This is a genomic window from Roseateles sp. GW821-FHT02E12 (genome assembly GCF_059421665.1).
This window is the reverse complement of record NZ_JBWKVK010000001.1, coordinates 533,902-556,028: the sequence shown is the minus strand read 5'-3', so window position 1 is coordinate 556,028 and position 22,127 is coordinate 533,902. Positions and strand designations below refer to the sequence as shown.

The following is a 22,127-nucleotide window of genomic DNA, read 5'->3' as shown; positions in this document are numbered from 1 at the left end:
GGCTCAGTACCAGTACAGCGGATACGCCCGCCGCGTGGCGCGGTGATACAGCACCGCGACGACCACCATCGTCAGCGCACCGAACAGCGTCGGAAAGAGCAGGAAGCCCCACTTGGGTGCGGCCAGGAACACGATGATGGGGTTGGAGCCGGCGGGTGGGTGCATCGAGCGCGTCAGCATCATCAGCGCCACCGACGCGGCCGCGGCTGACGCGAGCGACCACCAGGTCGGGCCGAACAGCGCCAGCGCCGCCAGGCCGACCGCCGTGCAGATGAAGTGGCCGCCGATGACGCTGCGCGGCTGGGAGAAGTGCAGCTCCGGGAAGGTGAACACCATCACCGCCGTCGAGCCGAAGGAGCCCAGCAGCAGCAGCACGCCCAGGTTGTAGGAGCCGATCGCCAGCACGGCGATGATGGTGAACACGCCTGCGCAGGCGATGGCACCGCTGCGCAGCGCGTAGCGCGGTGCGCGCGAGGGCGGCATGCTGCCTGGGGCCGCCTGGGGCGCCTGCGCAAGGGTGCTGGGGGCGAGTTCGCTCATGGAAGGTCTCACGAAGCCTGCAAGCAAAAAAAGGGCCGAGTCGCGAGACTCCGCCCTTCAAACACCGCTGACACCTCTCAGCAGCGGCGGCTTTCAACGGGGGGCCAGGTGCCTCAGGCCGGGTTGCCGGCCGGGGTGGCGCCTGAGGTGCCAGGAATGGCATCCAGCTCGCCCGACGCGCGTGCCTTGCGGCCGTAGAAGATCTCGAACAGCGGCGTGGCCATCATGGTGGTCACCACGGCCATCAGCACCAGCATGGAGAACAGGGCCGGGCCGATGATGCCCTTCTGCAGGCCGATGTTGATGATGATGAGCTCCATCAGGCCGCGGGAGTTCATCAGCGCGCCGATGCCCAGGGCCGTGCGGTTGTCTTCACCCGCCATGCGGGCCGCCAGGTAGCAGGCGCCGAACTTGGCCAGCACCGAGGCCACCAGCACGCCGGCGGCGATCAGCAGCAGCTGGACCGAATTGATCATGTCCAGGCGCGTGTTCAGGCCGGAGTACGTGAAGAACATCGGCAGCAGCAGGATCACCGTGAGCGGCTCGACCTTCTTCTTCAGCTCGGTGGCGAACAGGCCGCGCGGCATGACGGCGCCGAGGATGAAGCCGCCGAAGATGGCGTGGATGCCGACGGCGTCCATGATGAAGGCGGACACGCAGAAGCAGATCAGCGTGATGCCCAGCACCGTGTTGCTCATGTGGCCGTCACGCTCCACCATGCGGCCCAGCGGCGCCAGCAGCTTGCGGCCGAACAGCATGACGAAGGCCGCCCACAGCACGCCGCCGCCGATGGCCAGCACGGCCACGCCGGGGCCGGCGCCGAAGGCCGCCAGCACCAGGGCCAGCACGCACCAGGAAGCCGCGTCGTCAAAGGCGCCAGCCGTCAGCGTGAGCGTGCCCAGCGACGTGTTGGCCAGGCCTTGCTCATTGATGATGCGGGCCAGCATCGGGAAGGCCGTCAGTGCGATGCAGGCGCCCATGAAGAGCGTAGCATTGGCCGTGGAGATGCCTTCGGCGAACAGGCCCGGGATGGTCAGCAGGATGGGCGTGATCAGGAAGGCGATGAAGAACGGTGCCGCGATGCCGGACACTGACACCCCGATGGCGCTCTTGGCCTTGGTGGCGAAGTGGTCCAGCCGCAGCGTCGTGCCGACCAGGAACATGTAAAGGCCCACGCCGAGCTGCGCGCCGCTGTATAGCACGCTGCGCATTTCCTTCGGGAAGATGGCCGCCTGCAGCTGCGGGAAGAACAAGCCCAGCAGCGACGGGCCAAGGATGACGCCCGCGATCATTTCGCCGACGACCTGGGGCTGGCCCAGGAACTTGCGGCCGGCCCAGCCGACGACCCGGCAGGCCAGCATGATGAGGGCCAGCTGCAGGAAGAAATGGACGCTGAAGTCGCCCGGCGCGTAGGTTTGTGCCACCGCGGGCGCGGCAGCGCCATGCTTGGCGAACACGTCGCCCAAGATGGCTAGAAGGTCGAATTCCATGGCGGTTCCTCTGGATGTTTTTTGTCGTTGCCCCGAGTCGTGCCGGGTCATGTACAACGTTGTCTGCCTCTTTTGGTGAAAGCGCTCTCACCACGTAGAACACTTTGCCAGTCGGGTTTCTGATGTCCATTGGGTCGAACAGATCCGAGCCTATGTACCTACATCCCAATTGCGCGGCTGAAGGTACGTAGGTACATTTGCAACGCCATGAAACTGCTCACCAGCCGCGACTTCAACCGCGACGTCAGCCTCGCCAAGCGGGCTGCGCAGGTCGGGCCCGTCGTCATCACCGACCGCGGCCAGCCCACCCATGTGCTGATGAGCATTGCCGAGTACCGCCGCCTGACCGGCGAGGGCGAGAGCATCCTGGAGCTGCTGGCCATGCCCGAGGTCGTGCCGATCGAAGCGGCCGACGCCGCCGCCGACGGCGCGTGGGATCACCGCGAGAACCTCTGATGTTCCTGCTCGACACCGGCATCGTTCTGGAGCTGCGCAAGGCCAAGGCCGGCCAATCCGATGCGGGCCTGTCCGCCTGGGCCGCCGGCCTGCCGCGCCAGAAGCTCTTCATGTCGGCGCTCAACCTGCTGGAGATCGAGAACGCCGCTGCCCGCCTGGGCCGCAAGGACCGCGCGGCCGGCCTGGTGGTGCGCGACTGGATCGACAACCGCGTCATGCCCGCCTTCGAAGGCCGCGTGCTGCCGGTGGACGCCGCCGTCGTGCGCCGCCGCGCGCAGCTGCCCTACGCCAACACGCGCGACGGCCTGCTCGCCGCAACGGCGCTGGAGCACGGCCTGACCTTCGTGACCCACCGCGTCTCGGCCTTCCGCGCCGGCCGCGTCAAGCTGCTCAACCCATCCGGCTACGTGGCCCAGCCCAGCGAGGACGATGAGGACTGGGCCCACGGCGCCCAGACCGGCCATCAATGGCTGAAGAATCTCTACACCCGAGCATGAACAAGCGACGCATCCTCATCGTTGGCGGCGGCACGGCCGGCTGGCTGACCGCGGCCTACCTGGCCAAGGCTCTCAAGCTGAACGAGCGCAGCCACCTCGAAGTGACCGTGCTGGAGTCGCCGGACATCAGCAGCGTCGGCGTGGGCGAAGGCACCTTCCCCACCATCCGCACGACACTGCAGTTCCTCGGCATCGATGAAACGCGCTTCATCCGCGAGACCTCGGCCACGCTCAAGCAGGGCATCCGCTTCACGGACTGGGCGCGCACGCCCACCGGCGGCCAGCACCACCAGTTCTTCCATCCCTTCGAGGCGCCGTTCTACACGGAGGACCTCAACCTCGTGCCCTACTGGCTGCTGCAGGACGAGGCCACGCGCGCACCCTTCGCCGAGGCCATGACGCTGCAGGTGCGCGTGGCCGAAGCCCATCGCGCGCCCAAGCGGGCCGGCGAGGCGCCCTATGCCGCGCCGCTGAACTACGCCTATCACTTCGACGCGCTCAAGCTCGCCAAGCTGCTGGCTGAGCGCGCCCTCCAGCTCGGCGTGCGCCATGTCCAGGGCACGGTCACCCATGTCGCGCTGGACGCCACCGGTGCCATCTCCCACCTGGACACCGACCGGCAGGGCCGCTTCGAGGCCGACCTGTACATCGACTGCAGTGGCTTCCGCGCCGAGCTGATCGGCCGCGCGATGGGCAGCCCCTTCAAGTCGGCGCGTGGCCAGCTCTTCGCCGACCGTGCGCTGGCCTGCAAGCTGCCGTTCGACGACCCCACCGCGCCGATGGAGAGCTCCACCATCGCCACCGCCCACGAGGCGGGCTGGCTGTGGGAGATCGGCCTGAACGGTGCGCGCGGCGTCGGCTGCGTCTACTCCAGCGACCACCTCAGCGACGACCGCGCCGCCGACATTCTGCGCGCCTACTGCGGCGCCGGCCACGAAGACATCGGGTTGCGCAGCATCCCCTTCACGCCCGGCTACCGCGAGCAGCAGTGGGTGAAGAACTGCGTGGCCGTCGGCCTGTCGGCCGGCTTCCTGGAGCCGCTGGAGGCCACCGGCCTCGTCCTCATCGAGGCGGCCGTCGGCATGATTGCCGAGATGCTGCCGCACAGCGGGCCCATGCATGCACCGGCGCGCCGCTTCAACGAGCTGATGACGGCGCGCTTCGAGAACATCATCAACTTCCTGAAGCTGCACTACTGCGTGAGCCAGCGCCAGGAGCCGTTCTGGCGCGACAACGCTGCGCCGTCCTCCATCCCCGACCGCCTCGCCGGCCTGCTGGAAGAGTGGCAGGTGCGCCCGCCCGGCCGCTTCGACTTCGTGCTCGACACCGAGACCTTCGCCTTCTTCAACTACCAGTACATCCTCTACGGCATGGGTTTCCGCACCGACCTCAGCGCCGGCCGCGACGACTTCCCGCGTGTTGACGATGCCGCCAAGTTCTTCGCCAAGATCCAGCGCTTCGCCGACCGCGCCGTGGCCGACCTGCCCACCCACCGCGCGCTGATCCAGCAGATCAACGCGGGGCGCTGAAGGCCCCTGGGTGTCGTCGGCACAGGCACAGCGATACCATCCGGCCATGCGCAAGCTGCTTGCCGTGTTCATCGTGCTGCTCGGTTGCCTCGCCTTCGTCGGGCAGGCGGTTGCGAGCACGTCGGCCGTCTACAGCGACTGCTGCCTGCACGGCTGCAAGGGCATGACGCAATGCGCCAGTGCCGGCTGCCAGACCTGCGCGGCCCCGCAGCTCGCGCCCACAACGCAGAAACCGCTGGCGATGACGGCCAACGAGCCGACCTGGCGCCTCGCGACGGCACCCTTCGATGCGGGCCTGCAACCTGAGCCCTGGACGCCTCCCGACTAGGTGGATGACTGCTCCTCAGCATTCATCAACCGTCGAAAGGAAACCCATGAAATCCAGACTCTTCAAGCTCTGCGCGGCTGTCGCCCTGCTGGGCGGCTCCGCCGCCGCCTTGGCCTCTCAGGCCTGCTGCGGCGACATCGCCTGCTGCCTCCAGCAGCTGCTGTGCTGCCTGTAAGGTCTCACTGAGCTGAGACCGGGCCGGCGCGGTGCGCCGGCCTTTTCATTGGGCCGCGGGCAATGCGTTGAAGGTGCCGGGCGCGGTCGGTACAGCCAGCGGCTTGAGACTGCGTTGCCACCAGCCCACGTCCCGCCATTCGCCGTTCTTGAAGCCGACATTGCGGTAGACGCCCAGCGCCTCGAAGCCCACCGCCTCGTGCAAGCCCACGCTGCCCGCGTTGGGCAGGGCGATGCCGGCAAAGGCCTGGAAATAGCCCAGCTCCGCCAGCAGCGGCAGCAACCGCCCGTACAGCGCCCGGCCCACGCCCTGGCCGCGCATGTCCTCGCGCACGTAGACCGTCGTGTCGACCGACCATTGATAGGCCGCCCGTTCGCGGTGCTTGCTGGCGTAGGCATAGCCGCACACGGCGCCCGTGGCGTCCTCGGCCACCAGCCAGGGCAGGCTGGCCAGCGTCTTCTCGATGCGGGCGCGCATCTCCTGCGCATCCGGCGGCTCCGTCTCGAAGGAGATCGTCGTGTGCTGCACGATGGGTGCGTAAATCGCGGCCACGGCAGTGGCGTCGGCCAGGGTGGCGGTGCGGACCTTCATGTGGTGTTCTCCAAGGGGGTGTTCGGTGCGTGCGCGGGCACCCGGATAAGCAGCAGAGCCGCCAGCGCGCTCAGCGCAAGCGCGGCGGAGAACCACAGCACGCGCGTGCCGAACTCGGCCAGCAGCAGGCCGAACAGCCACGGCGACAGCGCCTGCCCCAGCCGCGCCGGCAGCATCAGCAACCCCTGCCGCTGCCCGTAGCCTTGTGGCCCGAACAGCGCCAGCGGCAGCGTGCCCTTGGCGATGGTCAGGATGCCGTTGCCCGCGCCATGCAGCAGCGCAAAAGCGGCCACCGCCGGCGCCCCCAGCGTCGCCAGCAAGGCGGCGCCCAGCGGGTGCATCAGCGCCGCAGCACGTGCCGAGTACAGCGGATGCAGGTGGCGCAGGAGGCCGAACTCCGCCAGCCGCCCGGCCACCTGGGCCGGCCCGACGAGGGCGCTGACCAGGATGACCGCCGTCGGTGCCGCACCGACGGCGCCGAGCAGCCGCGGCAGATGGGCGGCCATCGCCGTGCTGATGAACCAGCCCACGGCGAACACCCAGGCGAGCAGCGCTGCCGTCAGCACCGGAGGCGCTTCTCCCGCGGCGGGAGCCGGCGCGTGGGTCGACGTCGTGGGCCCCAGGCCCGCCTTCGGCAGCCAGGCATTCAGCGGCAGGCCGATCAGCAGATGCAGCCCGGCCCAGGCCCAGCAGGCGCCGCGCCAGCCGAAGGCGTGTTCCAGGGCGGCCGTCAGCGGCCAGCCCACCGTGCTGGCAAAGCCCGCGATCAAGGTGATGCCGGTGATGGTGCCGCGCGCCTCGTGCCCGTACAGGCACACCAGCGACGCAAACGCGGCCTCGTACAGCCCGCTGCCCATCGCGACACCCATCACCAGCCAGGCCGCGATCAGCCCGAGCGGCCCGCTCGCCAGGGCCATGGCCGCCAGCCCCAGCGCGAACAGCCCGCTCGTGGCCATCAGCACCGGCCGGCCGCCCCAGCGGTCGATGCGCCGGCCGGCCTGCGGCCCCACGAGGGCCGACATCACCAGAGCGGCCGAGAAGGCGGCGAACACCGTCGGCTCCGCCACGCCCAGCTCGGCCGCCATCGGCTGCGCCAGCATGGCCGGCAGGTAGTAGGACGAGGCCCAGGCCAGGGTCTGGGCGGTGCCCAGCGTGGCGACGACGCGCAGGCGGGCAGTGGCCATCGTCAACCGCAGCAGCGGGCCGGCCGCGCTTCGGCTTCGGGAGCGGGCTTGGGCGCGCAGCTCTTGGGACCGCAGCCGGAGGTGGGCACAGCCACTGCCGCCGCCGGCGCCGGGTTGACCGAGCAGACGCCGGTCTCCGGCAGATCCAGCTCGACGCGGTCGGCTGCGGCCAGGTCACCTGCGATGGCCGCGACGACCGAGCGGGCCTGCTCGAAGCCCGTCGCCATCAGGAAGGTGGGCGCACGGCCATAACTCTTCACGCCCACGGTGTAGAAGCCGGGCTCGGGGTGCGCCAGTTCGCGGTGCCCGTGCGGCCGCACGGTGCCGCAGCTGTGCAGATTGGGGTCGATCAGCGGGCCTAGCGCCTCGGTCGACTCCAGCCAGGGGTCCAGCTTCACGCGCAGCTCGCTGGCCAGGTTCAGGTCGGGGCGCTGGCCGGTCGCGCAGATGATCTCGTCGATGCCGTCGACGACGACCGGCTGCTGCGTCGCGTCCAGGCCGCTGACCCGCAACTGCTCGCCCACGTGTTCGATTCGCGTGATGCGCAGCCCGCCGAAGAACTCCAGCGCGCCGCCGTCGCGCAGCCGGCGCAGCGAGGCGCCCAGCGCACCGCGGGCCGGCAGGGCGTCGGCGCTGCCGCCGCCGAACACACGCTGCAGCGCGGGCGAGCGCACGGCCCAGGCCAACTGCGTGCCGGGCGACTGTCTGGCCAGCTCGGCCAGCGACAGCAGAGCGTTCGCAGCCGAGTGGCCGGCCCCGACGACGAGGGTGCGCCGGCCTTCATAGCGCGAGCGCAGCATGCCCATCACGTCCGGGATGCCGTAGAAGATGTGCTCGCTCGCCTCGGCCTCGCCGATGGCCTGCAAGCCGTTGGCGCCCACCGGGTTGGGCTGGTTCCAGGTGCCCGTCGCGTCGATGACGGCGCGGGCGCGCAGCTCGTGCAGCTGCCCCTGCTGCGCGTAGCGCACGAGGAAGGCGGCCTGGTCACGCCCGGCACTCTTGACCTTGTCGAAGCCTTCGCGGCTGATGGCCACCACGCGGGCGCCCAGCTTCAGCGAAGCCGCCACCTGCGGCAGGGCCGCGAAGGGGAGCAGCACGCGCTCGACCACCTCGCCGGCGCGCGGCAGCTCTGCGGCGGCCGGCGCCGTCCAGCCGGTGGGTGCGAGCAGGCGCGCCATCGCGGGGTCGACGTCGAACTGCCACGGCGAGAACAGCTGCACATGGCCGTAGTCGGCGAGATTCGCACCGACCGAGGCACCCGCCTCCAGCGCGATGAACGGCAGGCCACGCTCGATGAGCTGGGCCACGGCCGCCAGCCCCACCGGCCCGGCACCGAGCACGGCCACCGGCAGCAGGCCATCCGCCGCCGGCGCCTCGCGCAGCGTCAGCGCCATCAGCGCTGCACAGGCCGGGCAGGCGCCCTGGAACTCGGCCGAGGCCTTGAGGGCCTGCGGCGCGTCCTCGATCTTCATGCGCTTGAAGCCGTACTGCGCGAAGTATTCGGGCGCCGTCACCGTCAGCAGGTACAGCGCCGCGATGTCACGCGAGCTGGCTTCCTGCAGCAGGCGCTCGACGAGCAGCCGACCGATGCCCTGCTTGTGCAGCCCGGGCGCAATCGCCACTGATCGCAACAGTGCGACAGAGCCATAGACCTCGGCGCCGGCACAGCCGACGACCTCGCCGCCCTGCGTGGCGAGCAGGTAGGTTGAAAGATGGCCCTGGGCGCCCTCGGTGGGCAGCTTGTTCGCCAGCAGCAGGGTTTGCACGGCGGGCCAGTCGGACGGGCCGGCCTGGCGCAGGGAGACGGGGTGGTTCAGCAACATGGTTTGGAATCCTGGGTGGGCTCCCGAGGTGCAGCAGGCGATGTAGGCGGCAGGCAGCAAGTGGCGGCCGGGTCTTCGCGCAAGGCCTTCAGGAGCGTCAGCAACGAGGTCTCGACGGCGGCGCGCTCGCGCTCGCTCAAGGACGCCAGCAGTTGCTGGGCATGGTCGTCGAGGGTCTGGTTCAGCTCACGCACGGTGCGTTCGCCGTCGGCGGTGAGCGTGACGAGCCAGCTCCTTGCGTCGAGCGGGTTCGGCTCCTTGCTCACCAAGCCACGGGCTGCCATGGCCTCCACGGCACGCGACACCCAGCTCTTCTCCAGGCTGACCCGCGTGCCCAGCTCCGACAGCGGCAGCGGCCCCGAGCGCCCGAGCTCGGTCAGCAGATGGCACTGCGTGCTGGTGGTGCGGCAGCAGTCGGCCACCACGCGCTGGGCGCGGGTGTACAGGCGCGCCACTTCGCGCAACAGGCTGCCTGGGGCTGATTCGGTCATTTGGATGTGAATAGCAACTATCTGGGTGCATGTTGGCGTTCACTGGTTTCGTTGTCAATAGCAACTACATGAAGCAAACAAACGGGGCCGCGGCCCCGTCGGCTGTCGTCAGATGGCGCGCTGGTTCACGCGTTTCGAGAGTTCCTCGGCGCTTTCCTTGCGCTCGCTGTAGCGGTCTACCAGGTAGGGCCCGAGGTCGCGCGTCAGCAGCGTGAACTTGAACAGCTCCTCCATCACGTCCACGACACGGTCGTAGAACGCCGACGGCTTCATGCGGCCGTCGTCTGTGAACTCGGCGAAAGCCTTGGCTACGGAAGATTGATTGGGGATGGTCAGCATGCGCATCCAGCGGCCCAGCACACGCATCTGGTTGACGGCGTTGAAGGACTGCGAGCCGCCCGACACCTGCATGACGGCCAGCGTCTTGCCCTGCGTTGGCCGCACCGCGCCGGAGGTCAGCGGAATCCAGTCGATCTGCGCCTTCATGACGCCCGTCATCGCACCATGCCGCTCCGGCGAGCACCACACCATGCCCTCGGACCAGGCCGCCAGCTCGCGCAGCTCCTGCACCTTGGGGTGAGTCTCGGGCGTGTCGTCTGGCAGCGGCAGGCCGCTCGGGTTGAAGATGCGCACCTCGGCGCCCATCGCCTCCAGCAGGCGGGCGGCCTCAAAGATCAGCAACCGGCTGTAGGAGCGCTCGCGCAGCGAGCCGTAGAGCATCAGGAAACGTGGCCGGTGTTGCGAAGGCGCGGGCGCAGCCAGCCGGTCCTGAGTCGGCACGTCGAAAAGCTCGGCTCGCAGCGCCGGGAACGTGGCGTCGGGAAACAGCGGCTCAGACATGACGGGCCTCCACTGCCGGCGTGCTCAGCAGCCGATGAACACTTACCGCGATGGCCGCACCGGCCAGCTCGGCCAGCACGAAGCCCGGCGCGCTCGCCGGTGCGATGCCCGCGAAGCTGTCGCTGAACATGCGGCCGAACACCGCGGCCGGGTTGGCGAAGGACGTGGACGCGGTGAACCAGTAGGCCGCACCGATGTAGGCCGCCACCATGGCGGGTGCCCGGTCGGCAGGTGCCCGCAGGATGACGAGCAGCAGGCCGAAGGTCGCGACGCCCTCCGCGATCCACTGCCCCGTGCCGCCGCGCAGCTTGGTGGAGAACTGCAGCAGGCTCATGTCGAACATCGCGTGCGCCAGCCAGGCGCCCAGCATCGCGCCGAGCAGTTGCACGGCGATGTAGGGCGGCAGCGCCGCGGCCGGCAACTCGCCGCGCCAGGCCATCACGGCGCTGACGGCCGGGTTGAAGTGGGCGCCGCTGACGGGGCCGAACACCTCGATCAGCACATACAGGCCGCCCACCGTGGCCAGCGTGTTGGCCAGCAGCGCGATGGCGACGTTGCCGCCGGACAGGCGCTCGGCCATGACGCCGGAACCGATGACGACCGTCAGCAGCAGCGCGGTGCCCAGGCCTTCGGCGAGCAGCTTGCGGGGCAGGCTCATGGTCAGGCCTTGCCGATCTCGGCCAGGGCCTGCTGCAGCTCGGCGCGGCTCATCGTGGCGAGCGGCAGTTGCAGCAGCTGCAGCATGCGGTAGCCGATGGCCTGGCGTGTCAGCTCGAAGGCGCGGCGCTTGCCTTCGTCGCCGCCCTCGGCGTTGGACGGATCCGGGTAGCCCCAGTGCACCTTGACCGGTTGGCCTCCCTTGTCGCTCGCGCCAAAGAAGACCGGGCACGCTTCAGCAGCCGCGCTGTCGCAGACGGTGATGACGATGGACAGCGGCGGTGCGCCGTCCTGGCTGAACTCGTCCCAGCTCTTGCTGCGGTAGCCGGCGGTGTCCACGCCGGCGTTCCGCAGCGCTTCGAGGGCGAAGGGGTTGATGCGGCCGCTGGGCGCGCTGCCGGCGCTGTGGGCCTGCACATCCTTGCCGAGCTGCCTGGCCCAGTGGTTGAGCATGCCCTCGCTGAGGACGCTGCGCGCGGAGTTGTGGGTGCAGAGGATGAGGACGTGGGTGGTCATGGCGGTCTCAGCTGCAGCAGGCGGTGGCGCTCGGCAGCGCGCACGCGGCGCCCTGGCAGCAGTTCTCGGTCAGATAGCCCAGCAGCGAGTTCATGCTGCTGTAGTGGGCACGGTAGATCAGGTTGCGGCTGGCGCGCTCCTGGGTCACGAGGCCAGCGTTCACCAGTTCCTTCAGGTGGAAGGACAGCGTGGCCGGTGCCACGCCCAGGCCTTCCTGGATGGCACCGGGCGTCAGGCCCGCATCGCCCACCACGACGAGGGCGCGGAACACCTGCAGCCGCAGGGGCTGGGCGAGGGCGGCGAGCGCCTTGATGACGGCTTGTTCATCCATGATTCCATTATTATCGAATAATGGATTTGAGCGCAAGCGCACGGCTTGCTGCGGCTCAATCGCGTGGCGTGCTCACAAGCCTGAGCGCGTCGAACTGCCGCGCCACGAAGCGCCACACCATGCGCGAGGCGTCCGGGCCTTTCGCGTCGCTGAAGCGCTGGCGCGCCGCGCCGCCGCTCCAGGCATGGCCCAGGCCGCCCACCTGCACCAGCGTCGCCACCAGCCGGCGCGAGCGTTTGAAGTGGGTCACCGTCATCGGGTAGCGCGCACCGCGCTGCTGGGCCTGCGGCTCGCCCGCGTCCGCGCCACCGGCCTGAGACCACATCAGCGCCGCCGCGTCCGCGTTGCGGGCCGACACGACACCGTCCGCATCGCCGTGGATGACCATCAGCGGCGGCCAGTCGTCGCCCGACCTGGGTGACGCCGGCTGACGCCGCCCCTGCATCGCGCCGACGGCCGAGGCCGGGGAGCTTGCCGCGCCGGGCGGGATGCCGGAGTGCATGACCAAGGCCTTGAAGCGCTGCGGATAGCGCGTGGCCAGCAGCGCCGCCATGCTGGCGCCGGCCGACAGCACGGCCACGGCGGTGCGCTCGCGGTCCGCGGCGTAGAGCAGGCCGACCTGGTCGACGGCCTTCATGATCCATGCGGCCTCGGCGAAGGCGCGGCCGGACTGGGTGTCGAACCAGTTCCAGCAGCCCTGGGCGTTGGACAGCCGCGGCTGCTCCGGGTAGAGCACGAGAAAGCGCTCGCGCGTGGCGAGGGCATTCATGCGCGTGCTGTCCGCAAAGCTCTTGGCGTCCTGATGGCAGCCGTGCAGCATGACGAGCAGCGGCAGCTTCTCGCCGAAGCGCACGCCCGCGGGCCGGAACAGGTAGTAGCGGCGCGGCCCGTCGGCGGCCATCACCAGGCCCATCAGCCAGCTGCCGGTGCCGGCGGGTGGCCGCTGGCGCTCGCGCAGCGGGCGGATGGCCTGCTTGAAGAGGGCAGCGTTGCGGTTGAGCAGCGCCGCCCACGAGGGCGGCTTCATCCCGCCGTGGCGGCGTCCGTCGCCTGCGCCAGCTCCGACGGGTCCGGGTGCGCGCGCAGCAAGGCGTTCAGCTGGTCGATCTGGCCGCACCAGTCGCCATCGTCCTGGTGCCATTGCTCGCGCAGGAAGGCCACCTGGCTGGCGTTCCAGAACGGTGCTTCGGAGAGATTGAGCGTCTGCGGCAGCGGCCGGTGCAGGCGGATGAACTGCTTGATGTCGGCGGCCGAGTCCGGCAGGCCGAGCTGGGCGAAGAGTGCAGGCAGATCGTGGTGGGTGGTGGTGTCCATGGCGAGTCCTTTTCACAGGAGGCTGTGAGGTGCTGACCTTAGGGTCGGCCGCGGCGCCGTGGTGTCAGCCAAGGCCTCGTCCGGCCGTACGGTGCTGTCAGCCAAGGCCCACAGGCCTGGCTGCCGCCCGCTGACAGACGGCCGGGCGCCGCCGGCCTACGGTCATGGGATGACGACTGCAGGAGGCTCCGATGACCTGGAGTGATTTCCTCGCCCGCGCCGAGGCCGCCTGGCCCGACGTGGGCTTGACTGAGGTGCTGCCCGCCGTGCTGGCCGGCATGCTGACCATCATCCTCATCAAGGCCGGCCTGCGCCTGGCCGTGCAGCGGCTGCGCGCGCTGTCCACCCGCACCCGTACCTCGCTGGACGACAACCTCGTCAGCGTGCTGGAGCGCACCCACGGCGCGCTGATCTGGGTCGTCGGCCTGCTCGTGGGCCTCACGCTGCTGCCGCTGGACGACCGCTGGCACGCCCGCGTGGGGCAGCTGTGGTTCGCCGTCGTGGCGCTGCAGCTGGGGCTGTGGGCGCAGCAGGCGGTGGCGCAACTGCTCACGGCCCATCAGCTGCGCCACGGCGGCAGCGGCACCGCGCTGTCGGCCTCGGCCACGCTGTTGAGCTGGGGCCTGCGCGGCGCGCTGTGGGTGGTGGTGGTGCTGGCCGTGCTGTCCAACCTGGGCGTCAACATCACGGCCTTCGTCGCGAGCCTGGGCATCGGCGGCATCGCGCTGGCGCTGGCCGTGCAGAACATCCTCAGCGACCTGTTCGCGTCGCTCGCCATCGCGGTGGACAAGCCCTTCGAGGTGGGCGACTCCATCACCGTGGGCGACGTGACCGGCACCGTCGAGCGCGTGGGCCTGAAGACGACGCGCATCCGCAGCCTGGGCGGCGAGCAGATCGTCATGTCCAACGCCGAACTGCTCAAGCGCACGGTGGCCAACTTCAAGCGCCTGCAGACACGGCGCGTGCTGTTCACGTTCGGCATCACCTACGACGCCTCGGCCGACGACGCGGCCGCCGTGCCGCCGCTGGTGAAGGAGCTCATCGCCGCCGACCCGCTGCTGGAACTCGTGCGCGCCCACTTCAAGGGCTTCGGCGAGAGCTCGCTGAATTTCGAGGTGGTCTACCGGGTCAAGGATCCGAGCTACGACGTCTACATGGACCGCCAGCAGGCCCTGAACCTGGCGCTGATGCGCGCGCTGCAGCAGCGCGGCATCCGCTTCGCCTTCGTGACCAACACGGTCAATGTCGTGGGGTTGTCGCCCACGCACCAGGGCGCCATGCCCGACGCGCCCGACATCGTTCCTGCTGCCGCTGGCTGAAAACGATGTTGCACAGCGTCGCCGCCGGCCCCGAGTTGCTGACGGCGGCCGTTGCCGCGCTGGTGCTGGTTGCCATTGCCGGCGCCCTCTACACGCACCGGTTCGGCCTGTCGCATCTGCTCGTCTTCATGGCGGTGGGCATGTTGACCGGCGTGGACGGGCCGCTGGGCCTGCCCTTCGACAACCACCGGCTGGCCGTCAATGTCGGCAACCTGGCCCTGGCCCTCATCCTGTTCGACGGTGGCCTGCGCACGCGCTGGGCCGAGGTGAAGCGCGGCATGTTCCCGGCCGTTCTGCTGGCCACGGTGGGCGTGGCCGCCACGGCGGCCATCGTCGCGGGCATCGCGCGGCTCGTGCTAGACATGCCGTGGACGGAAGGCCTGTTGCTCGGCGCGGCCGTGTCGTCCACCGACGCCTCCGCCGTGTTCGCGCAGTTCAGCGCCAGCAAGCTGCGCCTGGAGCCGCGGCTGTCGGCCACCATCGAGGTCGAGTCGGCCATGAACGACCCCATGGCCATGGTGCTCACGCTGGGCCTGATCGCATGGCTGGCGCCACTGGGCCAGCCCGACGGCGAGCAGGTGTCCGGCCTGGCCGACCTGCTGCCGCTGCTGGGCGAGCAGCTGGGCCTGGGCCTGCTGATGGGCGGGGCGGGCGGCATGCTGGCCGCCTGGTGGGTCAAGCGGCTGCCCATCACGGACGACCACGACGGCCTGGCCGCGCTACTGATGGCGGCGCTGGGCTTCCTGCTGTTCTCCGTCACCAACCGCTGTGGCGGCTCGGGCTTCCTGGCCGTCTACATCGCCGGCCTGCTGGTGCGCCACCGTGCCGAGCGCGTGGCCCTGCTGAGCCTGCCGGGGTTGAACGGCTACACCTGGCTCGCCCAGGCGGTGCTCTTCCTGCTGCTGGGCCTGCTTGTCACGCCGCACGAGGTCTGGCGCCTCATCGGGCCGGCCCTGCTGCTGGCCGCCGGGTTGATGCTGGTGGCGCGGCCGGCGGCCGTCTTCCTGTGCCTGGCGCCGCTGGGCTTCAGCTGGCGCTCGCAGTGCTTTGTCGCCTGGTCGGGCCTGCGCGGCGCGGTGCCCATCGTGCTGGCCACCTACCCGGTGCTGGCGGGCCTGCCCGACGGCTGGCGCTTCTTCGACGTGGCCTTCGTCGTCGTGCTGCTGTCGCTGCTCATCCAGGGGCCGACGCTGGCGCCGCTGGCGCGCAAACTGGGCCTGGACGAATCACGCGCAGCCGACTGAATCCGCCTGCGTGACGATGCTGCCCGGCGGCACGCTGCGCGTCAGCCACACATTGCCGCCGATGACCGAGCCGCGGCCGATGGTGACGCGGCCCAGCACGGTGGCACCGGCGTAGATGACCACCTCGTCCTCCACCACCGGGTGGCGAGGCTGCCCCTTCACGGCCAGGCCGTCGCCGTCGGTGGGGATGCTCTTCGCGCCCAGCGTGACGTTCTGGTAGATGCGCACGCCGCACCCAAGGATGGCCGTCTCGCCGATGACGACGCCAGTGCCGTGGTCGATGAAGCAGCCGCTGCCGACCGTGGCGCCGGGGTGGATGTCGATGCCGGTGTCGGCGTGCGCCAGCTCGGCCACCACGCGGGCCAGCAGCGGCAGGCCCAGGCCGTAGAGCTCGTGGGCGATGCGGTGGCTGATCAGCGCGCGCAGGCCCGGGTAGCACAGCAGCACCTCGTCCACGCTGCGCGCGGCGGGGTCGCCCTGGTAGGCGGCAAGCACGTCGCTGTCCAGCAGCTGGCGCAGCCGGGGCAGCGTGCGCAGGAAGCGGCCCGCCAGCTCGGCGGCGTCTTGTGTTGGCGCGTCGTCGCCGCGTTGGCGGGCATCGTGGCGCAGCTCCAGCGCGGCCTGCTGGCGCAGCGTCGTCATGGCGGCACCGAGGGTGTGGCCGACGTAGAAGTCCTCGTTCTCGGGCTGCAGCGTGGGTGGGCCCAGGCGCATCGGGAAGAGGGCGCCCGACAGGCACTGCACCATGCCGGCCAGCAACTCGCGCGACGGCAGCTCGCGCCCGTCGCCGCCGCGGCGGTGGGCTTCGCGCCATTGCTGGCGCACGCCGCGCAGCGCCTCGACGACGGCGCTCAGTTCATCGCTGGGGATGGGTGCGGGGGCGGGTGCTTGGCTCATGGCGTTCGAGTATAGGAATCCACCGTCGCCAGGCCCGCCAACAGGCCCGACTGCCCATGGCCAGCACCGCCGTCACGGCCAGCATGGCCGCCATGTGCACGGCCACGGCCGCCAGCGCCAGCAGCAGCGAGCCCGAGGCCGTGATTTCGCGCGCCGGCGAGGCGCTCAGGCACAGCGGCACCAGCGCCGGCACCAGCATCAGCCCGCTGCCATGCAGGCTGGCCATCAGGCACGACCACAGCGCCATGCCCGCCTGGGCGCGCCGGCGCAGCAGCGCCGCAAGCAGCAGCACGCCGCACAGCCACTGCCCGGCGCTCAGCGAAGCGCCGAGGGCCACGAGAGCCGCCACGCCGCCCACGGCCGCGGCATGCCCGAGCGCAATCGGCAGCAAGGCCCGGCGCGCGTCGCCCGAGCAGGCGGCCAGGCCCCAGCCGGTGGCCGGGTTCAGGCCGTGCAGGGCGCCGGCACCGGCGAGGGCCAGCCAAGGCCAGAGACTGGCCACGCTGCTCATGGCGCCTCAGGCCTTGGCGCCGCAGCAGGCCGCCGGCGCGGGCGCCTGGGACTCGTAGCGGTCGTGGTGGCGCACCCATTCCATCGTGTAGCTCAGGGCGGCCTCGTCGCGGCCCTTGGGCGTCAGGTCGATCAGGTTGTACGTGCCCATCATCACTTCCACGCCGCGGCCGAAGGTCGAGTAGGTGTGGAAGACCTCGCCGGCCTCGTCCTTGCAGAAGATGCTGATGCCGGGCGCTTCCTCCTGGGGGAAGGGCGTCATGTGGAAGTTGTAATAAACCTCGCCGTCGACGCGGTCCTCGGGCTTGAAGCTGACGTGGAAGTCGCGGTTGAAGTCGTTGCCGTGGGACGAGGCCCAGGCGAACTGCCAGCCCATGCGGCGCTTGAAGGCTTCGATCTCGGCCAGCGGCGCGCGCGACACGGCCAGCAGCGTGATGTCGCGCTGGGCCAGGTGCGGCGCCATGCCGTCGAGATGGTCGGCCATGAACGAGCAGCTCTTGCAGCCCTGCTCCCAGCCGGGCGCCAGCATGAAGTGCTGCACCAGCAGCTGGCGCCGGCCCTGGAAGAGCTCGGACAGGCGGCGCGGGCCGGCGGGCGTGTCGAACACATAGGCTGGGTCGTCGACGCGCACCCAGGGCAGTGCGCGGCGCTCAGCGGCGAGGCGGTCCTGCTGCTGGGTCAGTTCCTTCTCGCGGGCGAGCAGGCTCTTGCGTTCGGCGATCCAGCGGTCGCGCGAGACAACGGGATGGGGAGTGGGGGCATTCATCGAGATCTCCTGGGGGCGGTGAAGGCAATGCAGCGGCTCCACCCGGCATGGGTGGGCATATGCACAGGGGGATTCGGGGGGCTAGGCGCGCTTGGGGCGGCGCACGGCGCGGACCTTGCCCGTGCCGCCACCGCCGGCGTAGAACAGGTCGGCGCCGTCGGACTCGAGGCCGCTGACGTTGGTGCCCGCGGGCATCTGCAGGCTCTGGAGCACGGTGCCGTCTGCCGGGTCGATGCGGCGGATCTCGCTCGCGTCGTCTTCCCAGGTGCCGTGCCAGAGCTCGCCGTCCACCCAGGTCACACCGGTGACGAAGCGGTTGGATTCGATGGTGCGCCGGATGGCGCCCGTGGCGGGGTCGATCTGGTGGATCTTGCGGCTGCGGTGCTGGCCCACCCACAGGCTGCCCTCGGCCCAGGCCATGCCCGAGTCGCCACCCTGGCCGGGCGCGGGGATAGACGCGACGACCTCGCCGCTGGCCGGGTCGATCTTGTCGATGCGGGTCTCGGCGAGCTGGTAGAGGTAGCGGCCATCGAAGGCCGTGCCGGCATCGCAGGGGCGATCGATGCGCCGCTGCGCCTCGCCGCTGGCGGGGTCGAAGGCGATCAGGGCCGCGCCCGTGGCGGCCCAGACGCGTTGGCCGTCGTGCGTGACGCCGGCGACGCGGTCCGTGCCCTCGAAGGGGCCGTATTCGCGCACGATCTCGGCGGGCTGGGTCTCGATGCGGGTCTCGGTGTTCATGGGGCGGCTCCTTGGCGACTTGCGATGGCGCAACCTTAGCCAAGCGGCAGCGCGGCGGGGAGTAACAAGATCGTCGTGAATCCGGTCAGTGGCGGCGCCAGCCAGCGGCGCGCGCGCGTCTGGCCCACCGCTCGGACGCGGCCGCCGGCCTCCAGCTCGGCCAGCTCGCGCTGCACGGTGCGCTGGCTGTCGCCCAGGGCCAGCGCCAGGGCCGACGTGGACCAGGCCGCGCCATCGGCAAGCAGCGCCATCAGCTCGCCGGCATCGCCGTCGACGGGCGGTGCGAGCACGGCCACGGGGCGCTCCTGCAGCGGCCGCAGCACGAAGCCGCTGGCGGTGGCCTCGATGCCGGCGACCGGCGCGACGAGCTTGCGCAGCCGGCCGATCTCGACACGCAGCCGCGCGCGGTGCGTCTCGTCGGCATCGCGCAGCCGAAAGGCGCGGGCGATCAGCGCGTCGCGGTCGGCATCGCCCGGCCAGGCCTCGGCCAGCGCGCGCAGCAGCGTGAACAGGATGGGCCGGCGCGCCAGTGGCAGCAGCAGGTCGCCCGCGCGCAAGACGTGCCGGCAGGCGTCGACGACGAGGGCGCCCGAACCCATCAGCGCGGCCACCTCGTGCAGGCGCAGCGGCTGCCACTGGCCCCCCACCAGCCGGCGCGCGGCCGTGCGTTCGAGCGCGGCGCCCGCCTCGGCGATCTCCGCCTGCAGGGCCGGCACGTCGGCCCGCGCGGCGGCCTGGGCCGCGTGTTGCAGCGCCGCGTGAACGTCGGCGATGCGCAGCGACCGCAGCGCCAGCTCCACGGCCGCCAGCGCCGCGACGGCCGCGAGCAGCGGTGGCAGGGCCTGGGTGTCGACCGGTTCGAGCAGCGCGGCCGCAGCGTCAAGCCGGCCGAGCAGCAGCTGCCGGCGCGCCGCAATCAGCCGTGCCTGCAGCGCATTGGCGCGGTCGGCGCGCGCCTCGAGCACGGCCATCGCAGCCTCCAGCGCGCGCGGTGCGGCGCTGAAGTCGCGCAGGGCCAGTGCCACCTCGGCCTCGGCCACCACGCAGCGCGCCCGCGCCAGCTCCTCCTGCGTGCCGAGCCCGCGCGCCGCGCGCCGCAGCAGCTCGCGGGCACGTGCCAGCTCGCCGAGCTGGGCCATGGCGATGCCGCGCAGCGCCAGGGCCGGTGGGTCGTCGCGCAGGGCGACGTGCTTGAGGGCGGCGAGTGCATCGCCCGAGGCCAATGCCCGTGCGGCGGCGGAGATAAGCGAGTCCATGGGCGCGAGGTTAGCTGTGCAGGTCCTGCGGCTGATACAGCACGCCGCGCGGTGGCCCCCGCTGTAGCTTCACGCCGCCGCTGCCGGGCGCTGCAATGGCCGCATGAACGAAATGCTGCCCCTGCTGAGTTACTGCGCGCTGATGTCGAGCACGCCCGGCCCCAACAACATGATGCTGGTCGCCAGCGGCGCCCACCACGGCTACCAGCGCACGCTGCCCGCCATCCTGGGCATGGTGTGCGGCGTCGCCACGCTGACCTTCGCGTCCTGCATGGGCCTGGGTGCCCTCTTCGTGGCCTGGCCGGCCCTGCACACCGCGCTCAAGCTGGCCGGCACCCTCTACATGCTGGTGCTGGCCTGGCGCCTGGCCGGCAGCCCGGTCGCCCAGGACCGTCCGCCCGAGGAGCTGGGCTTCGCGCGGGCGGTGCTCTTCCAGGCCGTCAACCCGAAAAGCTGGATCCGCGCGGTGACGGTGGCCTCGGTCTTCATGCCCACGCAGCTCGGCCTGACGGCGGGCGCGCTGCTGGTCAGCGGGCTGGGCGCGATCGTCGGCTTCCCCTGCATCTCGATGTGGGCGCTGTTCGGCACCGGCATCGGCCGCTTCCTGTCCAACCCGGCACGGCGGCGGGCCTTCAATGTCATCATGGCCGCCTCCCTGGTCGTGCTCGCCTTGATGCTGCTGCGCTGATGTTCTCTCTCGACCGTGATTCGCCCACGCCGCTGGCCGACCAGATCGAGCAGCGGCTGCACGGCCTCATCGCCACGCAGCAACTGCCCCCCGGCGCGCGGCTGAACTCCATCCGCCAGCTCGCGTCGCGCCTGGGTGTCAGCCCCAACACCGTGGTCGTCGCCTATGACCGCCTCGTGGCCGCCGGCCTCGTCGATTCACGCGGCACGGCCGGCTTTTTCGTCACCGAGGGGCCGGCCGACGCCATGCCCGACGCGGCGCGCGTGGAGGCCGGCGAGGAGCAGGAGGCTGTCTGGCTGGCCCAGCAGGCCAACGACCAGAAAGCCGGTGTGCTGCTGGCTAGCAGCGGCGCGCTGCCGGCCACTTGGCTGGAGGACGCCATCCCCGCCGCTGCCGTGCAGCGCGGCCTGGCGCGCGCCAGCGCCGGCATGGCCTCGCGCTGCCCGCCGCAGGGGCTGCCCGAGCTGCGTGAGCGCATCGCGATGCTGCTGCGGGGGCAGGGTATGGCGGTGGACGCCGGCCGCATCCTGACGACCTATGGCGGCACCCAGGCCATCGACCTGATCTGCCGCGCCTTCCTGCGCCCGGGCGATTCCGTGGCCGTGGAGACGCCGGGTTATTTCCTGCTCTTCGACCGCCTGCGCCAGGCCGGCGTGACCATCGTGCCCGTGCCCCGCCGGCCCGACGGCATCGACCTCGAAGCGCTCGACGCCGCCTGCACCCGGCACCGCCCGCGCCTGCTCTTCATCCAGAGCGTGCTGCACAACCCCACCGGCTGGGGCAGCACGGCAGCCAACCTGCACCGCGTGCTGATGCTGGCCCAGCGCCACGACCTGCTGATCGCCGAGGACGACGTGCAGGGCCACTTCCACCCCGGCGCGCCGACGCGCCTGGCGCAGCTGTCGGGGCTGGACCGCGTCATCTACTACTCCAGCTTCTGCAAGGCCATGAGCCCGGCGCTGCGCCTGGGCTACATGGCCGCCGAGCCGGCGCTCATCAAGGCGCTGATGCGCGAGAAGATCATCTCGGTGCTGACGACTGCTGCGCTCAACGAGTTCGTGCTGCTGGAAGTGCTGGCCGCCGGCCGCTGGCGCAAGCACCTGGACCGTTTGCAGCAACGCCTGGCCGGTGCCCGCGCGGCCGCCACGCAGCAGCTGCGCCAGGCCGGCGTGCTGCTGGAGCACCCGGGTGAGGGCGGCCTCTTCCTGTGGGGCGCGCTGCCGGCTGGCGTCGATGTGGATGGTGTCGTGAAGGAGGCCTTCCGTAGCGGCATCCTGCTCGTGCGCGGCGCCACCTTCGCCGCCGACGGCGCGCGTGACGCCCACATCCGCTTCAATGCTGCCTTCAGCCAGCAGCCGCGGCTGGCGGAGTTTTTGCAGAGTCAGCTCAGCGCGGCCACCAGCGTGCAGCGGGTGCTGGAGCGGGCGCGCAGCCGGGTCAGCTGACGCTCACCGTGTCGCCCACGCGGATGGCACCGCCTTCGAGGATGCGCGCCGTCATGCCGCCATGGCCGCGCATCGCGGCATAGCCACCCGGGCCGATGACCTCCTCCATCCGCGAGCACGGCGCGCAGGGGCCGACGATCTCGATCAGCGCCTCGCCGATGCGCACCTTGGCGTTCTTCAGCGTCAGCAGGTTGATGCCGGAGATGACGAGGTTGCGGCGCAGGTCCACCGGGTCGATGGGGCCGCTGCGTGCAAATGCCGCGATCAGTGGCAGGTGCTCCTGCTGGATCAGCGTGACCTGGCGCGTCGACAACTCGGCCTCGCCGCGCTTGCCGAGGCGGTCATCGGCCAGGCCGATGCCGGCCAGCGCCGTCGTCTGTTCGATGCACCGGGCCGGATCGCGCGGTGTGCCGCGCACGACGATGGCCTCGACACGGCCCTGGATGTGGGCCGGCGGCGTCATGAGGTCGCGCATGGTTTTCATGGAAACACCTTAGCGCAG

The 22,127-nt window shown here is 70.8% G+C and carries 27 protein-coding genes; 9 read left to right on the top strand and 18 right to left on the bottom strand.

The window, feature by feature from the left end:
* Positions 1-3: 3 nt before the first annotated feature.
* Together AC07V5_RS02640 and AC07V5_RS02635 are read right to left on the bottom strand one after the other, a co-directional pair.
* A complete protein-coding gene (locus AC07V5_RS02640) occupies positions 4-540 on the bottom strand; it encodes an HPP family protein (RefSeq protein ID WP_495114011.1) in 537 nt (178 codons plus the stop codon).
* A gap of 113 nt (positions 541-653) precedes the next feature.
* Positions 654-2,030 (bottom strand): cation:proton antiporter, encoded by a 1,377-nt coding sequence (locus AC07V5_RS02635; protein WP_495114009.1) that lies wholly within the window; start codon positions 2,028-2,030, stop codon positions 654-656.
* Positions 2,031-2,237: 207 nt separating this feature from the next.
* Here AC07V5_RS02635 and AC07V5_RS02630 point away from each other — a divergent pair, with 207 nt between their 5' ends.
* From AC07V5_RS02630 to AC07V5_RS02610, 5 genes are read left to right on the top strand one after another with little or no spacing between them, the layout of a single operon-like run.
* Positions 2,238-2,486, top strand: coding sequence for a type II toxin-antitoxin system Phd/YefM family antitoxin (locus AC07V5_RS02630; RefSeq protein ID WP_495114008.1), 249 nt, complete (start codon positions 2,238-2,240; stop codon positions 2,484-2,486).
* On the top strand, positions 2,486-2,983 hold the full coding sequence (locus AC07V5_RS02625; RefSeq protein WP_495114006.1) for a PIN domain-containing protein: 498 nt from the start codon (positions 2,486-2,488) through the stop codon (positions 2,981-2,983). The genes AC07V5_RS02630 and AC07V5_RS02625 overlap by 1 nt, the downstream gene beginning before the upstream one ends.
* Positions 2,980-4,512, top strand: a complete 1,533-nt coding sequence (locus AC07V5_RS02620) for a tryptophan halogenase family protein (protein WP_495114004.1) — start codon at positions 2,980-2,982, stop codon at positions 4,510-4,512. The genes AC07V5_RS02625 and AC07V5_RS02620 overlap by 4 nt, the downstream gene beginning before the upstream one ends.
* A 46-nt stretch (positions 4,513-4,558) precedes the next feature.
* A complete protein-coding gene (locus AC07V5_RS02615) occupies positions 4,559-4,840 on the top strand; it encodes a hypothetical protein (RefSeq protein WP_495114003.1) in 282 nt (93 codons plus the stop codon).
* A gap of 46 nt (positions 4,841-4,886) precedes the next feature.
* Positions 4,887-5,015, top strand: coding sequence for a hypothetical protein (locus AC07V5_RS02610; protein ID WP_495114002.1), 129 nt, complete (start codon positions 4,887-4,889; stop codon positions 5,013-5,015).
* A gap of 45 nt (positions 5,016-5,060) precedes the next feature.
* On the opposite strand, the gene AC07V5_RS02605 is transcribed toward AC07V5_RS02610, so the two are convergent.
* From AC07V5_RS02605 to AC07V5_RS02560, 10 genes are all read right to left on the bottom strand, one after another.
* Complete coding sequence (locus tag AC07V5_RS02605) at positions 5,061-5,606, bottom strand: arsinothricin resistance N-acetyltransferase ArsN1 family B (RefSeq protein WP_495114000.1); 546 nt, start codon at positions 5,604-5,606, stop codon at positions 5,061-5,063.
* Positions 5,603-6,790, bottom strand: a complete 1,188-nt coding sequence (locus AC07V5_RS02600) for an MFS transporter (protein WP_495113998.1) — start codon at positions 6,788-6,790, stop codon at positions 5,603-5,605. The genes AC07V5_RS02605 and AC07V5_RS02600 overlap by 4 nt, the downstream gene beginning before the upstream one ends.
* Positions 6,791-6,792: 2 nt before the next feature.
* Positions 6,793-8,613 carry an arsenic resistance N-acetyltransferase ArsN2 gene (gene arsN2 / locus AC07V5_RS02595; RefSeq protein ID WP_495113996.1) on the bottom strand — a complete coding sequence of 607 codons (1,821 nt, stop codon included), beginning with the start codon at positions 8,611-8,613 and terminating at the stop codon, positions 6,793-6,795.
* Complete coding sequence (locus tag AC07V5_RS02590; protein ID WP_495113994.1) at positions 8,604-9,104, bottom strand: MarR family winged helix-turn-helix transcriptional regulator; 501 nt, start codon at positions 9,102-9,104, stop codon at positions 8,604-8,606. Before AC07V5_RS02590 ends, arsN2 begins: the two co-directional genes overlap by 10 nt.
* 108 nt (positions 9,105-9,212) lie before the next feature.
* On the bottom strand, positions 9,213-9,944 hold the full coding sequence (gene arsH / locus AC07V5_RS02585; protein ID WP_495113992.1) for an arsenical resistance protein ArsH: 732 nt from the start codon (positions 9,942-9,944) through the stop codon (positions 9,213-9,215).
* Positions 9,937-10,602: an aquaporin gene (locus tag AC07V5_RS02580; protein ID WP_495113990.1), complete on the bottom strand. Its 666-nt coding sequence runs from the start codon at positions 10,600-10,602 to the stop codon at positions 9,937-9,939. Before AC07V5_RS02580 ends, arsH begins: the two co-directional genes overlap by 8 nt.
* A 2-nt stretch (positions 10,603-10,604) precedes the next feature.
* On the bottom strand, positions 10,605-11,117 hold the full coding sequence (locus AC07V5_RS02575; RefSeq protein WP_495113988.1) for an arsenate reductase ArsC: 513 nt from the start codon (positions 11,115-11,117) through the stop codon (positions 10,605-10,607).
* 7 nt (positions 11,118-11,124) lie between these two features.
* Positions 11,125-11,448, bottom strand: a complete 324-nt coding sequence (locus AC07V5_RS02570; protein ID WP_495113986.1) for an ArsR/SmtB family transcription factor — start codon at positions 11,446-11,448, stop codon at positions 11,125-11,127.
* Positions 11,449-11,503: 55 nt separating this feature from the next.
* On the bottom strand, positions 11,504-12,475 hold the full coding sequence (locus AC07V5_RS02565) for an extracellular catalytic domain type 1 short-chain-length polyhydroxyalkanoate depolymerase (RefSeq protein WP_495113984.1): 972 nt from the start codon (positions 12,473-12,475) through the stop codon (positions 11,504-11,506).
* Positions 12,472-12,762 (bottom strand): DUF2789 family protein, encoded by a 291-nt coding sequence (locus AC07V5_RS02560; protein WP_495113983.1) that lies wholly within the window; start codon positions 12,760-12,762, stop codon positions 12,472-12,474. Before AC07V5_RS02560 ends, AC07V5_RS02565 begins: the two co-directional genes overlap by 4 nt.
* 191 nt (positions 12,763-12,953) lie before the next feature.
* Between AC07V5_RS02560 and AC07V5_RS02555 the strand changes: the two genes are divergently transcribed.
* On the top strand, positions 12,954-14,081 hold the full coding sequence (locus AC07V5_RS02555) for a mechanosensitive ion channel family protein (RefSeq protein WP_495113982.1): 1,128 nt from the start codon (positions 12,954-12,956) through the stop codon (positions 14,079-14,081).
* A 5-nt stretch (positions 14,082-14,086) separates the two neighbouring features.
* Positions 14,087-15,325, top strand: coding sequence for a potassium/proton antiporter (locus AC07V5_RS02550; protein WP_495113980.1), 1,239 nt, complete (start codon positions 14,087-14,089; stop codon positions 15,323-15,325).
* Here AC07V5_RS02550 and epsC read toward each other — a convergent pair.
* The 5 genes from epsC to AC07V5_RS02525 all read right to left on the bottom strand — a co-directional run bounded on the left by epsC (position 15,308) and on the right by AC07V5_RS02525 (position 19,492).
* Positions 15,308-16,222: a serine O-acetyltransferase EpsC gene (gene epsC / locus AC07V5_RS02545; protein WP_495113978.1), complete on the bottom strand. Its 915-nt coding sequence runs from the start codon at positions 16,220-16,222 to the stop codon at positions 15,308-15,310. The genes AC07V5_RS02550 and epsC overlap by 18 nt on opposite strands.
* The gene (locus tag AC07V5_RS02540; protein WP_495115654.1) at positions 16,182-16,724 is read right to left on the bottom strand and encodes a hypothetical protein; all 543 of its coding nucleotides are present in this window, start codon (positions 16,722-16,724) and stop codon (positions 16,182-16,184) included. The genes epsC and AC07V5_RS02540 overlap by 41 nt, the downstream gene beginning before the upstream one ends.
* A 15-nt stretch (positions 16,725-16,739) precedes the next feature.
* On the bottom strand, positions 16,740-17,498 hold the full coding sequence (locus AC07V5_RS02535) for a DUF899 domain-containing protein (RefSeq protein ID WP_495113976.1): 759 nt from the start codon (positions 17,496-17,498) through the stop codon (positions 16,740-16,742).
* Between the two features lie 81 nt (positions 17,499-17,579).
* On the bottom strand, positions 17,580-18,236 hold the full coding sequence (locus AC07V5_RS02530) for a Vgb family protein (protein WP_495113974.1): 657 nt from the start codon (positions 18,234-18,236) through the stop codon (positions 17,580-17,582).
* A 35-nt stretch (positions 18,237-18,271) separates the two neighbouring features.
* The gene (locus AC07V5_RS02525) at positions 18,272-19,492 is read right to left on the bottom strand and encodes a helix-turn-helix domain-containing protein (RefSeq protein WP_495113972.1); all 1,221 of its coding nucleotides are present in this window, start codon (positions 19,490-19,492) and stop codon (positions 18,272-18,274) included.
* Positions 19,493-19,595: 103 nt separating this feature from the next.
* Between AC07V5_RS02525 and AC07V5_RS02520 the strand changes: the two genes are divergently transcribed.
* Both AC07V5_RS02520 and AC07V5_RS02515 read left to right on the top strand, forming a co-directional pair.
* Positions 19,596-20,180 (top strand): LysE family translocator, encoded by a 585-nt coding sequence (locus tag AC07V5_RS02520; RefSeq protein WP_495113970.1) that lies wholly within the window; start codon positions 19,596-19,598, stop codon positions 20,178-20,180.
* Positions 20,180-21,625 carry an aminotransferase-like domain-containing protein gene (locus AC07V5_RS02515; RefSeq protein ID WP_495113968.1) on the top strand — a complete coding sequence of 482 codons (1,446 nt, stop codon included), beginning with the start codon at positions 20,180-20,182 and terminating at the stop codon, positions 21,623-21,625. Before AC07V5_RS02520 ends, AC07V5_RS02515 begins: the two co-directional genes overlap by 1 nt.
* Here AC07V5_RS02515 and AC07V5_RS02510 read toward each other — a convergent pair.
* On the bottom strand, positions 21,618-22,109 hold the full coding sequence (locus AC07V5_RS02510; RefSeq protein WP_495113966.1) for an MOSC domain-containing protein: 492 nt from the start codon (positions 22,107-22,109) through the stop codon (positions 21,618-21,620). The two genes, AC07V5_RS02515 and AC07V5_RS02510, sit on opposite strands and share 8 nt — an antisense overlap.
* Positions 22,110-22,127: the final 18 nt, after the last annotated feature.

What these genes read in the sequence shown, in the direction of transcription:
- AC07V5_RS02530 (WP_495113974.1), bottom strand. Translation starts at nt 18,236, where the DNA reads ATGAACACCGAGACCCGCATCGAGACCCAGCCCGCCGAGATCGTGCGC.
- AC07V5_RS02555 (WP_495113982.1), top strand. Translation starts at nt 12,954, where the DNA reads ATGACCTGGAGTGATTTCCTCGCCCGCGCCGAGGCCGCCTGGCCCGAC.
- AC07V5_RS02550 (WP_495113980.1), top strand. Translation starts at nt 14,087, where the DNA reads ATGTTGCACAGCGTCGCCGCCGGCCCCGAGTTGCTGACGGCGGCCGTT.
- AC07V5_RS02525 (WP_495113972.1), bottom strand. Translation starts at nt 19,492, where the DNA reads ATGGACTCGCTTATCTCCGCCGCCGCACGGGCATTGGCCTCGGGCGAT.
- AC07V5_RS02575 (WP_495113988.1), bottom strand. Translation starts at nt 11,117, where the DNA reads ATGACCACCCACGTCCTCATCCTCTGCACCCACAACTCCGCGCGCAGC.
- AC07V5_RS02535 (WP_495113976.1), bottom strand. Translation starts at nt 17,498, where the DNA reads ATGAATGCCCCCACTCCCCATCCCGTTGTCTCGCGCGACCGCTGGATC.
- AC07V5_RS02590 (WP_495113994.1), bottom strand. Translation starts at nt 9,104, where the DNA reads ATGACCGAATCAGCCCCAGGCAGCCTGTTGCGCGAAGTGGCGCGCCTG.
- AC07V5_RS02625 (WP_495114006.1), top strand. Translation starts at nt 2,486, where the DNA reads ATGTTCCTGCTCGACACCGGCATCGTTCTGGAGCTGCGCAAGGCCAAG.
- AC07V5_RS02565 (WP_495113984.1), bottom strand. Translation starts at nt 12,475, where the DNA reads ATGAAGCCGCCCTCGTGGGCGGCGCTGCTCAACCGCAACGCTGCCCTC.
- AC07V5_RS02630 (WP_495114008.1), top strand. Translation starts at nt 2,238, where the DNA reads ATGAAACTGCTCACCAGCCGCGACTTCAACCGCGACGTCAGCCTCGCC.
- AC07V5_RS02610 (WP_495114002.1), top strand. Translation starts at nt 4,887, where the DNA reads ATGAAATCCAGACTCTTCAAGCTCTGCGCGGCTGTCGCCCTGCTGGGC.
- AC07V5_RS02570 (WP_495113986.1), bottom strand. Translation starts at nt 11,448, where the DNA reads ATGGATGAACAAGCCGTCATCAAGGCGCTCGCCGCCCTCGCCCAGCCC.
- AC07V5_RS02615 (WP_495114003.1), top strand. Translation starts at nt 4,559, where the DNA reads ATGCGCAAGCTGCTTGCCGTGTTCATCGTGCTGCTCGGTTGCCTCGCC.
- epsC (WP_495113978.1), bottom strand. Translation starts at nt 16,222, where the DNA reads ATGAGCCAAGCACCCGCCCCCGCACCCATCCCCAGCGATGAACTGAGC.
- AC07V5_RS02580 (WP_495113990.1), bottom strand. Translation starts at nt 10,602, where the DNA reads ATGAGCCTGCCCCGCAAGCTGCTCGCCGAAGGCCTGGGCACCGCGCTG.
- AC07V5_RS02620 (WP_495114004.1), top strand. Translation starts at nt 2,980, where the DNA reads ATGAACAAGCGACGCATCCTCATCGTTGGCGGCGGCACGGCCGGCTGG.
- AC07V5_RS02635 (WP_495114009.1), bottom strand. Translation starts at nt 2,030, where the DNA reads ATGGAATTCGACCTTCTAGCCATCTTGGGCGACGTGTTCGCCAAGCAT.
- AC07V5_RS02520 (WP_495113970.1), top strand. Translation starts at nt 19,596, where the DNA reads ATGAACGAAATGCTGCCCCTGCTGAGTTACTGCGCGCTGATGTCGAGC.
- AC07V5_RS02605 (WP_495114000.1), bottom strand. Translation starts at nt 5,606, where the DNA reads ATGAAGGTCCGCACCGCCACCCTGGCCGACGCCACTGCCGTGGCCGCG.
- AC07V5_RS02515 (WP_495113968.1), top strand. Translation starts at nt 20,180, where the DNA reads ATGTTCTCTCTCGACCGTGATTCGCCCACGCCGCTGGCCGACCAGATC.
- AC07V5_RS02640 (WP_495114011.1), bottom strand. Translation starts at nt 540, where the DNA reads ATGAGCGAACTCGCCCCCAGCACCCTTGCGCAGGCGCCCCAGGCGGCC.
- AC07V5_RS02560 (WP_495113983.1), bottom strand. Translation starts at nt 12,762, where the DNA reads ATGGACACCACCACCCACCACGATCTGCCTGCACTCTTCGCCCAGCTC.
- arsH (WP_495113992.1), bottom strand. Translation starts at nt 9,944, where the DNA reads ATGTCTGAGCCGCTGTTTCCCGACGCCACGTTCCCGGCGCTGCGAGCC.
- AC07V5_RS02600 (WP_495113998.1), bottom strand. Translation starts at nt 6,790, where the DNA reads ATGGCCACTGCCCGCCTGCGCGTCGTCGCCACGCTGGGCACCGCCCAG.
- arsN2 (WP_495113996.1), bottom strand. Translation starts at nt 8,613, where the DNA reads ATGTTGCTGAACCACCCCGTCTCCCTGCGCCAGGCCGGCCCGTCCGAC.
- AC07V5_RS02510 (WP_495113966.1), bottom strand. Translation starts at nt 22,109, where the DNA reads ATGAAAACCATGCGCGACCTCATGACGCCGCCGGCCCACATCCAGGGC.